The organism is Mangrovibacter phragmitis (genome assembly GCF_040429585.1).
In the GTDB taxonomy this organism is placed as follows: Bacteria; Pseudomonadota; Gammaproteobacteria; order Enterobacterales; family Enterobacteriaceae; genus Mangrovibacter; species Mangrovibacter phragmitis.
Window position 1 is genome coordinate 3,493,220 of record NZ_CP134782.1, and the last position, 13,576, is coordinate 3,506,795.

Consider the following 13,576-nt stretch of genomic DNA (forward strand, 5'->3'; position numbering starts at 1 on the left):
TCTCGTTCTGTGCGAACATGAGGTTTGTCATCAGACTCGAGCCTGTTGTTCTTTCTCGTAGCTAACTTACTTCAGGCCTTTCACCAGTGCCTTGCGCTGGTCTTCCAGGGAAATCACCCGGGAGCAAACATCTTTGCCAAACTGTTTAAAATCGGCCTGCTGGTTATTCCACTCCTGCTGGATGGCATTTTGCATCCCGCCAAGGTTACCCAGTATCCCTTGTAAACCGCCTTTACTGTTTCCACTGGTGAGCGCTTTCGCCCCCATCTCATTGATACTGTCCTGCAGAATGCCACCCATTGCCTGGTTAACCAGTTGCTGGCCATCTGCCCTGACCTGGTCAATAGCTTTGTAGTGAAAAGCCAGGCCATCAGTACGGTGTTCAATAATACGGTTCATCTGCGCTTTTAACTGCGCATCAAGCTTTTCCAGCCGCCCGTGCATGCTGCTGCTTTCCCCCACCTGCTCGGTGATGATTTTGTCCAGTGCCGCACGGCCTTTCTCAACCCGGGCCCGGGCACCGTTATCGATCCACGGCAGGTCGTTACGCAGTGCCTGCTGGTAGTTCACAGCCTGTTGTTGCTGGCTGGCAGTAAGCGACTGCGCTTTACCATTAAACTGAACGTCCCCCTGAGGAGAAATAACCAGGTCGCCATGTTGCCCAACCACCTGCACTTGTTGAGGGTTGATAACCACATCATCTTTGGGGCTGACACTGCACTGGTAATCAGCTTTCGCCGCCGTGCTGACGGCCAGTAACGCAGCCAGCGCAAGGGATAACTTCTGCATTTGCTACTCCATAAAGAAAAAACGGGCCGGTAGCAACCGACCCGTTGAACATCCTGCGCTTAATCCCACCAGACGTCGAACAAATCGCTGGTGCGAATTTCTGACAACTGGCGTGCTTCGAGCCAGTTTTTTACCAGCGCCTGATGCTCTTCGGTACATTTGCCAATTTGCTGCATGCAAATCAGCCCTTCCCAGGCAAGGTAACCACTACCATCAAAAGCCAGGCCATTTGGCTCAATCACTTCATTAATTAAGTCATCAACGGTTTTATCAATCTGTTCTTCCGGCGTACCTTCCGGGAAACGCCATGCCACCGAAAACCCCACTTCCTGAAACTCGTCGATATGCATTTTTTTGCGTAAACGACGGCTGCGGTTTGTTGCCATTATTTGATCCTCTCGAACATTAAGTCCCATACACCGTGGCCAAGGCGCTGGCCGCGTTGTTCAAATTTGGTGACCGGACGGGATTCTGGGCGAGGAACATAATCGCCGTTCTCCGACATGTTTTGATAACCGTCCACCGATGACATTACTTCGAGCATATGTTCTGCATAAGGTTCCCAGTCTGTCGCCATATGGAAAACACCGCCCAATTTTAGTTTCCCTTTCACCTTTTCAGCAAACGGCACCTGAACAATTCGGCGTTTATTATGGCGCGCTTTGTGCCATGGATCAGGGAAGAACAGTTGCACCATGGTCAGGCTGTTTTCCGGGATCATCATGTCCAGCACTTCAATGGCATCATGGCACATTACACGCAGGTTAGTCAGCCCGGATTCATGAGCAGCGCTCAGGCACGCCCCAACACCCGGTGCATGAACCTCAATTCCCAGAAAATTCTGGTGTGGATTGGCCGCGGCCATCGCCACCAGCGATGCGCCCATCCCGAACCCAATTTCCAGGGTAACAGGTGCTTCCCGCCCAAACAGCGCCGCAAAATCGATGGACTTACCATCAAATTCAACGCCCATCACCGGCCAGTAGTGGTCCAGCGCATGTTGTTGCCCTTTAGTCAGGCGGCCCTGGCGGCGGACAAAACTACGAATGCGGCGTAATGCGCGACCATTCTCATCAAATTCCGGTGAAATCACGTCGTTTATCATGGTAGAAACTCTGCTTGAGTTAATGTTCAGGAAACGGGCATTATCCAAAGTTACTCCGCCGATGCAAGCACCGGACACCAGCTGTTTACAGCAGGCCCGTGCTGTGCTGGAATCTGACACCTAAATTGACTGAGTCGGATACTGTGCGTAAATGATACAAGCGCTTCAATTCTCTCGCCAGGTGCTCGACTGGTATGAAAAGTATGGTCGGAAAACCTTACCCTGGCAGGCAGCAAAAACACCTTATAAAGTGTGGCTGTCCGAGGTAATGCTACAGCAAACCCAGGTGGCAACGGTTATCCCTTATTTCCAGCGCTTTATGGAAAAGTACCCGGATATCCGCGACCTGGCGGCGGCACCACTGGATGAAGTACTGCACTTATGGACTGGCCTTGGCTATTATGCCCGCGCCCGCAACCTGCATAAAGCCGCACAAACTGTCGTTCAACAGCATGGCGGTAAATTTCCTGAACGTTTCGAAGAAGTTGCCGCACTGCCAGGTGTTGGCCGCTCTACCGTAGGTGCCGTACTTTCTCTTGCCTGCGGCCAGCATTACCCCATTCTGGATGGCAACGTAAAACGGGTGCTGGCACGGTGTTACGCAGTAGAAGGCTGGCCAGGCAAAAAAGATGTCGAAAAGCGCTTATGGGACCTGAGCGAACAAGTTACACCAGTGCATGGCGTTAGCCAGTTCAACCAGGCCATGATGGATCTGGGAGCCATGGTTTGTACTCGTTCACGGCCCAAATGTGAGATTTGCCCTCTCAGCCAGGGTTGCCTTGCGAAACAGGCAGGCAACTGGTCCAGCTTTCCAGGGAAAAAACCAAAACAAACGCTGCCGGAGCGCACTGGCTGGTTTGCGCTGGTACAACATGGTGACGACGTTTATCTTAGCCAGCGCCCGCCGGTTGGGTTGTGGGGTGGGCTTTATTGCTTCCCACAATTTGAAACGCAAAACGCATTGCATCAGTGGCTGGAAGCAAGACACATTTCAGCAGATAATTGCCAGCAACTTACAGCTTTTCGCCATACATTCAGCCATTTCCATTTGGATATTGTGCCAGTATTAGTCCGGGCAGAAACATGGCCTCTTCGCATGGAGGAAGATACCGGTCTCTGGTATAACTTACCGCAGCCACCCGCAGTGGGGTTAGCGGCACCGGTAGAGCGTCTGTTGCAGCAATTGCGTGCCGGGTCAGTTGCTTAAGGCCCACCAAATAATGAGGATGAGACATGAGCAGAACGATTTTTTGTACTTACCTGCAGCGCGATGCTGAAGGCCAGGATTTCCAGTTGTACCCAGGTGAACTGGGTAAACGTATTTATAATGAAATTTCCAAAGAAGCCTGGGCTCTGTGGCAAACCAAACAGACCATGTTGATCAATGAAAAGAAACTCAACATGATGAACCAGGAACACCGCAAATTACTGGAACAGGAAATGGTGAACTTCCTGTTTGAAGGTAAAGACGTCCACATTGAAGGTTTTACACCCGAAGAAAAACAATAAGGGCTCGTGCCCTTCAATGGATAAAACTGCACACATCAATGAAGAAGAGACTTATTGCGCTGGCTCTTGTTGCACCACTTTTGGTGTCCTGCTCCAGTAAAAAGGATTCGGCATATCACGAAGAGTGGGTCAAAGACACCAACGGTTTCGATATTTTAATGGGGCAGTTTGCCAATAATATTGAGAACCTGTGGGGGTATAACGAGGTACTGATCGCCGGGCCGAAAGACTATGTTAAGTATACGGACCAGTATCAAACCCGTAGCCATATCAACTTTGATGACGGGACGATTACCGTTGAAACCATCTCCGGTACAGACCCGGCAGCTCACTTGCGCCAGGCGATTGTCTCGACGCTTCTGATGGGCGATGACCCGGGCTCTATTGATCTCTACTCCGACAGCAATGATGTTGCACTGTCCAAACAACCTTTTTTATATGGGCAGGTAGTGGATAACCGGGGGCAGCCCATCCGCTGGAAATGGCGGGCAGAAGAGTTTGCAGACTACCTGCTGCAAACCCGCCTGCAAAGCCGTAGCAACGGGCTGCATATTATCTACAGCGTGACCATTAACATGGTAGCAAACCATCTGGATAAGCGTGCGCATAAATATCTTGGCATGGTACGCAGCGCAGCGCATAAATATGGGGTGGATGAGTCTCTGATTCTGGCCATCATGCAAACAGAATCCAGTTTTAACCCTTATGCAGTGAGCAATGCCGATGCGTTGGGGTTAATGCAGGTGGTACAGCACAGTGCCGGGAAAGATGTGTTCCGCTCCCAGGGGCGCAGTGGCATTCCCAGCAGAAACTATCTTTTCGACCCGAGAAACAATATTGATACCGGTACAGCCTACCTGGCGATGCTGAATAATGTTTATCTTGCGGGCATTGATAACCCAACGTCGCGGCGTTATGCCGTTATTACTGCGTATAACGGTGGGGCCGGCAGCGTACTGCGTGTATTCTCCAGTGACAAAGACCAGGCGGTATCGATTATCAACAGCCTGTCGCCTGATGATGTTTATGAAACTCTGGCCACCCGCCACCCGTCTTCTGAATCACGCCGGTATTTATATAAAGTGAATACTGCGCAAAAAGGCTACCGCCGGGTGCATTAAGTTTTAAATTCTCACCAAACAAGCAATATAAAAAGGGAAAAGCATGCTTTTCCCTTTTTATTACGCCGGGTAATTAATTGTTCAGGCGGGATTATTATTAATCACATAACCATACAGGCGTTTAATGCCATCGGAGTCTGTTTCGCTGTAAACCCCCTGGAGTTCTGGTGAAAAACCAGGCAGCAGGTTGACACCTTCTTCCAGTGCCAGGAAGTAACGCAATGCGGCCCCTCCCCAAATTTCACCCGGCACCACACACAGCACACCTGGCGGATACGGTAATGCGCCCTCGGCAGCGACCCGCCCCTGGGCTTCGCTCAGGCGCACCAGTTCTACATCGCCGCGAATAAATGCACTGTTGGCATCCTGAGGGTTCATCACCACTTCGGGGAAGCACTCTTTACGGAACATCGCTTTTTGCAGATCTTTCACGTCAAAACTGACATAAAGGTCGTGCATTTCCTGGCAAAGCTGGCGCAACGTATAGCCTTTGTAGCGCACCGGGTATTTCTGGTAGATGGTAGGTAATACATCTGCCAGCGGCGTATTGTCTTCAATATGGTGTTCAAACTGCGCCAGCATAGCAACCAGTTGCGCCAGCTTCTCCTGGCTTTCGGCGGGAGTCAGCAGGAACAGAATCGAGTTAAGGTCTGATTTTTCCGGTACGATGCCATTTTCGCGCAAGTAGTGCGCCAGAATAGCAGCAGGCACACCAAACTCACTGTATTTCCCTGTTGCTGCATCAATTCCTGGCGTGGTCAGTAATAATTTGCACGGGTCCACCAGGTATTCATCTTTGGCGTACCCTTCAAAGCCATGCCAGTTTGCTCCCGGTTCAAAGCTGAAGAAACGCCGGTCATGGGCAATGGTGTCCGTTGGGTAATCCTGCCACTGACGGCCATCGATTTCTGGCGGGATAAACGGGCGGATCATTTTGCACTGCGCAAGGATCTGTTTGCGCGCTTCAATCCCCATGTCCACACACTCAGCCCATAAGCGCCGGCCACTTTCCCCTTCATGAATTTTGGCATTCACATCCAGTGCCGCAAACAGCGGGTAAAACGGGCTGGTTGATGCATGCAACATGAAAGCATTGTTCAGGCGTTTATGCGGGCAGAAACGCGACTGCCCACGGATATGATCGTCTTTTTTATGAATTTGCGATGTCTGAGAAAAACCGGCCTGTTGTTTATGGACAGACTGCGTGACAAAAATACCCGGGTCTTCCGGTTTGAGTTCCAGCCGCAATGGCGAGCAATCTGCCATCATTGGCAGAAACTGCTCATAGCCAACCCAGGCTGAGTCAAACAGAATGTAATCACACAGGTGGCCGATGGTGTCTACCACATGGCGGGCGTTATATACCGTGCCATCGTAAGTGCCTAACTGGATAATCGCCAGGCGGAATGGGCGCGGCAAGTCTGCGCGTTCCGGGGCCACTTCACGAATGGATTCACGCAGGTACGCTTCGTTAAAGCAGTGAGCATCCACCCCGCCAATAAACCCAAACGGGTTACGTGCTGCTTCCAGGTAAACCGGGGTCGCCCCTGCCTGAATTAACGCACCATGGTGGTTGGATTTGTGGTTATTGCGGTCAAACAGCACCAGGTCTCCCCGGGTCAGCAACGCATTGGTCACCACTTTATTTGCCGCAGAAGTTCCATTCAGGACAAAATAGGTTTTATCCGCGTGGAACACTTTGGCTGCAAATTTCTGTGCATCCTTCGCTGAGCCTTCGTGGATAAGCAAATCACCCAGTTTGACATCGGCATTGCACATATCCGCACGGAAAACGTTTTCGCCGAAGAAATCATAAAACTGGCGCCCTGCCGGATGCTTACGGAAAAACGCACCATGCTGATGCCCCGGGCAGGCAAATGTGCTGTTGCCCATTTCAACGTACTGGCTAAGGGTATCGAAAAACGGGGGTAACAAATTTTCTTCATAGCGGCAAGCTGCCGTTTCAATCTCAAGAAAATCTTGTGCTTTTCCCGTAATCACACCTTCAGTACCCGAAAGCGGTGCAACCTGCTCAGGGCTGAAAAGGAACACCGGTAAATTAAACCCGGTGCGTTTAAGCAAAGTCAGAATACCGCTACGGCTGTCGGCAACCGAAACCACCACAACGGCCACATCAGTAAAATCCGTGTTATCCAGTGTCACAACTTCACGGTGCGTGGACAAACAGGTGACAACATCATGGCTTGCGGCAATTTTCAACGCTTTCATAAGCACAAATCCCCAGGGGTCAAGGATGAGTGAGTGCCAGAGGCACAACAAAAGGGAGTGTTCTCCCGGCGAAAATGATAAGGGGCCTGAACTGATAACCAGCTGCGACCACCAGACATCAGTAAAACCAGGGCCTGCCTGAGTTTACTGATGCTCCGGTGCGAGCCTGCACTGCCCTCACCGCATGGTGAAAGTTTGAATGGCTTGAATAGATAAATAGCGGACATAACGAGAACACGCCATTACGCAATGGCTGTGATGTGCCAGAAATGTCGATGAGAATCCGAACATTGCAGCGACCTCGTTAAGGTAGTCGTGGAAAAAATCCGCGCAATTCTGGCACCTTTCTGGCAGGGGTGCAAGCGGTTGCCTGTAACAGAATGCACACAAATCAGGCAAACACACCACCGGGTACAACAAATGATTTGACGACAGCAGGCCTTTACGGTTTAATGCGCCCCGTTGCCCGGATAGCTCAGTCGGTAGAGCAGGGGATTGAAAATCCCCGTGTCCTTGGTTCGATTCCGAGTCCGGGCACCACTTCTTCAGAGCCTGTCCGTTAGGAGATGAGATCCTTAACGGGCAAGACAAAGTCCCGGACCCATCATCGTGCAGGATGAGGCAAAGTCGTTCTGCACCTGAGGGTTTAGGGATTAAGAATCCGGAGGATGTTGGTCGCATCCTCCGGATTTCTCACATCCCAACAATTTCAGTTACAGGTATTTACCTTCTCAGCGCTGCTCTGTCAACGATCTGTAAAGGAAAACCCGCGATTTTTCCCGTTTAGATATCAAATCCTTATGAATTTGACTTAGGATTACTCCTAAGCTGCATATGCGGCTTCAAGATTTCGCCTCAGGTTATCCATGTTTGCTTCCACATATTCCAGGGTCACCGCTACGCTGGAATGACCGAGCAGCATCTGGACATCATTCAGGCTTCTCTCCGGGCGTTTCATCAGGTCTGTGGCTATCGTATGCCTGAACCGGTGCGGGCTGATATCACACTGACACTCCCTAGACAGTCTTCTGAAGAAGGCCCTCATCGGTAGGTGATCCATGTTTTTAGCCCGAATAATTCTTTTCTTTTTGGGTGTAAACCGGTTGATGTTGAATAACTGCTCCCCTTTTTTGGCTCCCTTCTGTACAGACATAAGATACAGTTGCTCAAGACGCGGTCTCAGCCGCGCTGTGATCGGCACGCGATGCTCCCGGTGGTTTTTAGAACCTTCAGCCTGTAATTCAATGATGCCCAGTTTCAGGTCCACATCACAAAGTCGTATATGCAGCAGCTGATTCTGGCGCATACCGGTGAACTTCAGTGTCTCAATGACCGTCATCCAGAACCAGGCGGGTTCAAGGGCATTTGGCCGCGGATCGTGAACGCCCATCTGCTCCAGCTCAATTTTCCTTTCCATGATTAAATCAATTTTCTTCATCTGCTCCCCGGATAGTGTTTTTTTTCGTTTAATATCGGGTTTAACAATCACCTGGTTAAAAGGATTCTCTCTGGCTGAAATAAGTTTATTCGTGATGGCATGATTAAATACTGCCCGCATGTGGGCAACCTTGTTATTCCATGTCCGCTTACTGGACATCTGTTCATTCAGAACATACCGTCTCCATTTCAGAACATCCATTCGCGTCACATTTTCCGGAAGAATATCTTCTCCGTAAAATTCAAGGAAAGTTCTCACCACCTTTCGGTAACTCCATTCTGTTGCACGACGAAGAACTTTATTAAAAAAATAGTCATCGAGAATTTTTTCAAACGTCACAATGTCTGCCATAATGACCTCGTAATATTAACTTAACCTCAGCAAATTATTTCTTCGCTGAAAGCCATATACTGTCCGTGAGACAGCTCCCTTTTTTAAAAATAATGTCAGCGTTAATCATGTAGCCTGACACTTTGGTAAAACGACCGCTTTTATCCGGCGTGTCGTATTGATGGTAATGGAATAACCCCTTACCATTTCGTGAATGGTGTACGTTCAGCGCCTCAAAACTTTTCTGCAGCCTGTCCTTGTCGGTAACACTCCCTTCCGCTGTAGAGGTGTGACGGTAAAAACAGGCCGGTGACACCATGAATACAAACTGCGCCAGAACGTGCAGAATGCTGTCCTTTTCATTGACGCTGAGCGTGCCGTCCTCAACGCTGTCCCTGACCCACTCCAGAAATAACGCGCCGGCCTGCTCTTCCTTGTCCATCCCCTCCTCATGCGAAGGGAGTGTACCGGGCGGAAGCACCGTGGCCGGAGGGCTATCAGCACTATCCGCAGGTACATTTTCCGTTACCACAGAGCTTTTCCCTTCTGCCATCAGATCCAGCAATGACAGCAGGTTCTCCGTGGATACCTGCGCCCCACCTTCCTCATCCCTGCTGATATCATTTTCTGCTGAAAGCAGCGGTTCATCTGTTGAATGTGCTGATTCCAGTACCAGTGCTGAAGGGACAGTATTAACGGACGTTTTCTCTCCGTCCTGACTGAAACTGTAGGTCATATCTCCGGTTTTAATTGGCACTGAAACATCCGGAGAATTATCGTTACTGGACAATGGGATAGAATCAGTCTCATATAATTTAGGGAAGGTATGACCAGTGACAGGCACAACTGTCACAAGGGAGACCAGGTCTGGTGGCTGCCCGGACATAACGGCCGTATCAGAGAGACCGCAGCTGCGCAGCGCATCGTTCACAATGCTGTTCAGAATCCCGGCTTCCGCACGACGTCCGGAAAGAAATAGCAGCAGCGTATCGGACAGCACAGGCCAGCGCTGAAGCCACAGCAGAGCGGCCTCAGGCAGGAGCCTGAACGCCACATATACACTGCCCGTCGCACCCGAAGGTTCGCTGGCCGGCCTGACCCGCCACGGTTCTCCGGGCACACTCAGCCCCGGATACCAGACACGTCCGCTTTTCAGCGCCCCCTCCACCTGCATCAGCCAGGGCAGGTGATGGAACAGCCCGGCCCAGTACGCTGCACAGACCCAGCCGGGCGTCTGCTCTGCCTGCTCTTCAGGCGTGGCACCCGGTGGCAGCATCATGCCACGTACCAGCCTCACCGCACGTGTGGCTACGTTCAGGGTGAGTTCATTAAACCCTCCCGGTCCGGAGAACGGCCCGGCCCAGGCCCCCGGGCAGGCCTGCACCCGTCCCGCCATCTCCTCCAGTGGCCTGAGCCACCAGGCTTCCGTGACCTGCTGCGACAGCGGGCTGTTCTCTGTCAGCACCCGGATAAGGCGACGGTATTCGTCTGCCTGCAGCAGTGATCTGCCCGTCTGAGCAGGGCGCCAGCCATCATCAGCAACAGTCCGGGACGGCGTGGCACCCGCCGGTAGCCTCTCTCCGGGCCGTTTTTCCTGTCGGCTCCTGCCTGTTAACCAGTTAAGTCCACGCACCATCACCTCCGCCGGAATATGCCTGCTGAAAATGACGCTACGCTAAAAGCCCCCCTGATAATTGCAACCGGAAACCCTGAACTGCCCCTGACAGAAATCCTGCTTGTGAAAATATTCAGAAGTGGTTTCAGATTTTCAGGGTGCCGGGACCAGAGGAGGAATGCTCTCCTGCACGCCTCTGTTAACACCGTTATCGGGAGTCTGTTCATGCAGCAAGCCTGTGTTTTTTCTTTTTTCCTGCTATGGCTGGGTTTGTCCGGCGTGATGGGTCTGGAGATCACCGGCGGCGTTCCCTGCTCCGGTTTTTATCTGGTCTGGGTGCTGCTGTCCGGCCTCCCCTTCCTGCTGCGCCCGCTCGCATGGGCAGAGCGTCGTTTCAGGCCGAAGATGACGCTGATAAGCCAGCACGGAAAGCGGGCATGGGTTCACCTGGCCCCCTGGCAGCCCACCACCGACCTGACGCCGTCGCGTGTCTGTCTGTTCTGGCAGAACGTGAACGCCTCAACCTGTCAGGCACTGGAAACACACCGCACCGTTATCATCTCATCGCACCTGCTGACCGGTATACGTGCCCGCAGGCTACTGGCCCACACCACGGAATATGGACTCACGGTCCGCAGCCGTATTTATCAGATTCCTTTTACTCCCTGGAAAAGAGCACTGATGCAGCTCGAAATCCTTTTCCGGCAGTGGCGCTGGCGCACGGACTTCCGCAGGGACTGGCCCGTGCTGGTCCTCCGGCGAAAATCTTTAAACACGGAAAAATAATTTCCCCTGTCAACAGTCTGCGCGCCGTTTCACACTGGATACATGCATGTATTCGATCTGAACGATCGATTTTATCCGTTATACATCCGCATTTTCGCGGCGTAACGTATTCACACCGGATACATATAAATAAACCGATGAAAATTAGACTGTTAGCCAACACCAGGACTTTTTATGAAGCATCTGAATATGACATCCCTGCTGGCAAGGATCGCCCTTGAACGGGACGACGAATTGCTGCAACTGACCGCCGCAATGTCCGACGGAAAGAAAACATCCGGTAACCCGATGGCCATCCGTTTCAAACCTGCTGTGGGGGATTTTATCATCCTCATGTCAGGTCGTCTGGGTATCTCGGCTGCGGCTCTCGTGAATATTATGATTGAAGGCGTCATGCGTGAAACCCTCACACCGCATCAGGCCGCCGTTACCCGCATCCCTGAACGTTTCTGGCTGTTGATGGACGAATACAATCTGTCATCTCCGGAGGTGGCCCATCTGCTTGCGGACTGGAACATGAGCCTGGGTGTGCTGGAAAACCGGGAAAGAACGCTCGGTTACATGACCCCGCCCCTGCTGGAAAAATTGTCTGAATGGTTTTATGTCAGTACCGGGTGGCTCTCGGGCAAAATCGTCCCTCCGGTCCGGATTACCGTATTTCCTGACTGGCTCGATGCAGCCCGGTTATTAACGTGCAGAATTCAGGAAATCAATCCGGAAGATTTTATCGCCCGGCCGGATCTCTTTTTTATTCGAAAAAAAGAGCAGGATGATATTTTCCTGTTTATTCGCCGGTACACAACCATTAACGACACAAGGTTCCGTGTTGTGGAATGTGCTGGCCGTTGTTCAGTATCCGGTGAGTCAGCGAAACAATTTACTTTATTCCTGGCCCTGTGCGGATTGCTGTTTAAAGCCGAAGTCCTCTTCCTTGTCGATACCTTTATTGATTCAGGGAATATTCTGGATTCAATGATATCCGGGGAAGTACTTCCGCCGGCAGCATTAAGGGAAATACAAAAACCCTTCCACGATACTCACGGAAAATATACCCAAAGGATCTGGAGCACTGAAGAAAGGGAGCCTTTCCTTAATCCGGATAATTTTATAAATGATGAATGGAGAAAGATAGCGGAAGACATTATTTCAACCCGTTCCATCTGAATTCACTGAATAGCCCGTTTTAACTGGCGCGCCAGCGTCAGGGGATTCTTTTGCCTTAAACACCATAAATGAGAAAAGGAAATAAATGATGAAAGCTTCAGTTTCAATGATTACACGCTGCATTTCTGTTGCCCTGCTGGTTTCTGCGGTGCCGTCAGTCTATGCAGCCACAGGCTGGATGGAAGCACGGGGGGACGCAATGGGGGGCACCGGCGTGGCATCAGCACACTACGGTACCGCGGCGCTGTCCAACCCGGCGCTGTTGACGCATTTTGGACCAACCGATGATTTCAGCCTGGTGCTGCCGTCTGTCGGCGCGCAAGTCTCTGATCCCGATAACACGGTGGACAAAGCGGATGATGTGAAAGACCTGTGGGACCGTTTTGATGCAGCCGCCGACAGCCAGTCCGGTGTCAGCGAAAGCGCAGCGGCACTTAAGGAAGGTGCGAACAAGTCCCTGATATGAGATCATGTTTGTCATCTGGAGCCATGGAACAGGGTTCATCATGAGTCATCAACTTACCTTCGCCGACAGTGAATTCAGCAGTAAGCGCCGTCAGACCAGAAAAGAGATTTTCTTGTCCCGCATGGAGCAGATTCTGCCATGGCAAAACATGGTGGAAGTCATCGAGCCGTTTTACCCCAAGGCTGGTAATGGCCGGCGACCTTATCCGCTGGAAACCATGCTACGCATTCACTGCATGCAGCATTGGTACAACCTGAGCGATGGCGCGATGGAAGATGCTCTGTACGAAATCGCCTCCATGCGTCTGTTTGCCCGGTTATCCCTGGATAGCGCCCTGCCGGACCGCACCACCATCATGAATTTCCGCCACCTGCTGGAGCAGCATCAACTGGCCCGCCAATTGTTCAAGACCATCAATCGCTGGCTGGCCGAAGCAGGCGTCATGATGACTCAAGGCACCTTGGTCGATGCCACCATCATTGAGGCACCCAGCTCGACCAAGAACAAAGAGCAGCAACGCGATCCGGAGATGCATCAGACCAAGAAAGGCAATCAGTGGCACTTTGGCATGAAGGCCCACATTGGTGTCGATGCCAAGAGTGGCCTGACCCACAGCCTGGTCACCACCGCGGCCAACGAGCATGACCTCAATCAGCTGGGTAATCTGCTGCATGGAGAGGAGCAATTTGTCTCAGCCGATGCCGGCTACCAAGGGGCGCCACAGCGCGAGGAGCTGGCCGAGGTGGATGTGGACTGGCTGATCGCCGAGCGCCCCGGCAAGGTAAGAACCTTGAAACAGCATCCACGCAAGAACAAAACGGCCATCAACATCGAATACATGAAAGCCAGCATCCGTGCCAGGATGGAGCACCCATTTCGCATCATCAAGCGACAGTTCGGCTTCGTGAAAGCCAGATACAAGGGGTTGCTGAAAAACGATAACCAACTGGCGATGTTATTCACGCTGGCCAACCTGTTTCGGGCGGACCAAATGATACGTCAGTGGGAGAGATCTCACTAAAAA

The 13,576-nt window shown here is 51.6% G+C and carries 12 protein-coding genes, 1 tRNA gene and 1 pseudogene; 8 read left to right on the forward strand and 6 right to left on the reverse strand.

Features of this window, described 5'->3' with window-relative positions; genetic code table 11:
* Nucleotides 1–66: 66 nt before the first annotated feature.
* The 3 genes from MPHASIOC01_RS16830 to trmB are packed head-to-tail and all read right to left on the reverse strand — an operon-like array spanning nucleotide 67 to nucleotide 1,894.
* Entirely contained in the window at nucleotides 67–789 is a 723-nt protein-coding gene (locus MPHASIOC01_RS16830) for a DUF2884 family protein (protein ID WP_064601233.1), read from the reverse strand.
* A 59-nt stretch (nucleotides 790–848) separates the two neighbouring features.
* A complete protein-coding gene (locus MPHASIOC01_RS16835; protein ID WP_064601234.1) occupies nucleotides 849–1,175 on the reverse strand; it encodes a YggL family protein in 327 nt (108 codons plus the stop codon).
* Nucleotides 1,175–1,894: a tRNA (guanosine(46)-N7)-methyltransferase TrmB gene (trmB, locus tag MPHASIOC01_RS16840; RefSeq protein WP_353612958.1), complete on the reverse strand. Its 720-nt coding sequence runs from the start codon at nucleotides 1,892–1,894 to the stop codon at nucleotides 1,175–1,177. Before trmB ends, MPHASIOC01_RS16835 begins: the two co-directional genes overlap by 1 nt.
* Nucleotides 1,895–2,045: 151 nt before the next feature.
* On the opposite strand from trmB, the gene mutY reads away from it, so the two are divergent.
* From mutY to mltC, 3 genes are read left to right on the forward strand one after another with little or no spacing between them, the layout of a single operon-like run.
* Nucleotides 2,046–3,101: an A/G-specific adenine glycosylase gene (gene mutY, locus MPHASIOC01_RS16845; RefSeq protein WP_353612959.1), complete on the forward strand. Its 1,056-nt coding sequence runs from the start codon at nucleotides 2,046–2,048 to the stop codon at nucleotides 3,099–3,101.
* 26 nt (nucleotides 3,102–3,127) lie between these two features.
* Nucleotides 3,128–3,403, forward strand: coding sequence for an oxidative damage protection protein (locus MPHASIOC01_RS16850; RefSeq protein WP_036102877.1), 276 nt, complete (start codon nucleotides 3,128–3,130; stop codon nucleotides 3,401–3,403).
* Between the two features lie 38 nt (nucleotides 3,404–3,441).
* Complete coding sequence (gene mltC, locus MPHASIOC01_RS16855) at nucleotides 3,442–4,524, forward strand: membrane-bound lytic murein transglycosylase MltC (RefSeq protein WP_064601237.1); 1,083 nt, start codon at nucleotides 3,442–3,444, stop codon at nucleotides 4,522–4,524.
* Nucleotides 4,525–4,605: 81 nt separating this feature from the next.
* Here the strand turns inward: mltC and MPHASIOC01_RS16860 are convergent, their stop codons facing one another.
* Nucleotides 4,606–6,753, reverse strand: coding sequence for an ornithine decarboxylase (locus tag MPHASIOC01_RS16860; protein ID WP_353612960.1), 2,148 nt, complete (start codon nucleotides 6,751–6,753; stop codon nucleotides 4,606–4,608).
* 464 nt (nucleotides 6,754–7,217) lie between these two features.
* Between MPHASIOC01_RS16860 and MPHASIOC01_RS16865 the strand changes: the two genes are divergently transcribed.
* Nucleotides 7,218–7,293, forward strand: a tRNA-Phe gene (locus tag MPHASIOC01_RS16865).
* Between the two features lie 283 nt (nucleotides 7,294–7,576).
* Here the strand turns inward: MPHASIOC01_RS16865 and MPHASIOC01_RS16870 are convergent.
* Nucleotides 7,577–8,542, reverse strand: coding sequence for a site-specific integrase (locus MPHASIOC01_RS16870; protein ID WP_187973418.1), 966 nt, complete (start codon nucleotides 8,540–8,542; stop codon nucleotides 7,577–7,579).
* A 34-nt stretch (nucleotides 8,543–8,576) separates the two neighbouring features.
* Nucleotides 8,577–10,157 (reverse strand): TraI domain-containing protein, encoded by a 1,581-nt coding sequence (locus MPHASIOC01_RS16875; RefSeq protein ID WP_353612961.1) that lies wholly within the window; start codon nucleotides 10,155–10,157, stop codon nucleotides 8,577–8,579.
* A gap of 204 nt (nucleotides 10,158–10,361) precedes the next feature.
* On the opposite strand from MPHASIOC01_RS16875, the gene MPHASIOC01_RS16880 reads away from it, so the two are divergent.
* The 4 genes and pseudogenes from MPHASIOC01_RS16880 to MPHASIOC01_RS16895 all read left to right on the forward strand — a co-directional run bounded on the left by MPHASIOC01_RS16880 (nucleotide 10,362) and on the right by MPHASIOC01_RS16895 (nucleotide 13,573).
* Nucleotides 10,362–10,922, forward strand: a complete 561-nt coding sequence (locus tag MPHASIOC01_RS16880) for a hypothetical protein (protein ID WP_013095250.1) — start codon at nucleotides 10,362–10,364, stop codon at nucleotides 10,920–10,922.
* Nucleotides 10,923–11,096: 174 nt separating this feature from the next.
* Nucleotides 11,097–12,086, forward strand: a complete 990-nt coding sequence (locus MPHASIOC01_RS16885; RefSeq protein WP_187973420.1) for a hypothetical protein — start codon at nucleotides 11,097–11,099, stop codon at nucleotides 12,084–12,086.
* A gap of 106 nt (nucleotides 12,087–12,192) precedes the next feature.
* Nucleotides 12,193–12,525 (forward strand): annotated as a pseudogene (gene traF, locus MPHASIOC01_RS16890) (conjugal transfer protein TraF); the annotation flags it as partial.
* A 67-nt stretch (nucleotides 12,526–12,592) separates the two neighbouring features.
* Nucleotides 12,593–13,573, forward strand: coding sequence for an IS5-like element IS5 family transposase (locus MPHASIOC01_RS16895; protein ID WP_213666987.1), 981 nt, complete (start codon nucleotides 12,593–12,595; stop codon nucleotides 13,571–13,573).
* Nucleotides 13,574–13,576: the final 3 nt, after the last annotated feature.

Bases quoted from the DNA above. Each gene is read 5' to 3' on its own strand.
- MPHASIOC01_RS16830 (WP_064601233.1), bottom strand. From the start codon at position 789: ATGCAGAAGTTATCCCTTGCGCTGGCTGCGTTACTGGCCGTCAGCACG.
- mutY (WP_353612959.1), top strand. From the start codon at position 2,046: ATGATACAAGCGCTTCAATTCTCTCGCCAGGTGCTCGACTGGTATGAA.
- MPHASIOC01_RS16895 (WP_213666987.1), top strand. From the start codon at position 12,593: ATGAGTCATCAACTTACCTTCGCCGACAGTGAATTCAGCAGTAAGCGC.
- mltC (WP_064601237.1), top strand. From the start codon at position 3,442: ATGAAGAAGAGACTTATTGCGCTGGCTCTTGTTGCACCACTTTTGGTG.
- MPHASIOC01_RS16870 (WP_187973418.1), bottom strand. From the start codon at position 8,542: ATGGCAGACATTGTGACGTTTGAAAAAATTCTCGATGACTATTTTTTT.
- trmB (WP_353612958.1), bottom strand. From the start codon at position 1,894: ATGATAAACGACGTGATTTCACCGGAATTTGATGAGAATGGTCGCGCA.
- MPHASIOC01_RS16880 (WP_013095250.1), top strand. From the start codon at position 10,362: ATGCAGCAAGCCTGTGTTTTTTCTTTTTTCCTGCTATGGCTGGGTTTG.
- MPHASIOC01_RS16850 (WP_036102877.1), top strand. From the start codon at position 3,128: ATGAGCAGAACGATTTTTTGTACTTACCTGCAGCGCGATGCTGAAGGC.
- MPHASIOC01_RS16835 (WP_064601234.1), bottom strand. From the start codon at position 1,175: ATGGCAACAAACCGCAGCCGTCGTTTACGCAAAAAAATGCATATCGAC.
- MPHASIOC01_RS16885 (WP_187973420.1), top strand. From the start codon at position 11,097: ATGAAGCATCTGAATATGACATCCCTGCTGGCAAGGATCGCCCTTGAA.
- MPHASIOC01_RS16875 (WP_353612961.1), bottom strand. From the start codon at position 10,157: ATGGTGCGTGGACTTAACTGGTTAACAGGCAGGAGCCGACAGGAAAAA.
- MPHASIOC01_RS16860 (WP_353612960.1), bottom strand. From the start codon at position 6,753: ATGAAAGCGTTGAAAATTGCCGCAAGCCATGATGTTGTCACCTGTTTG.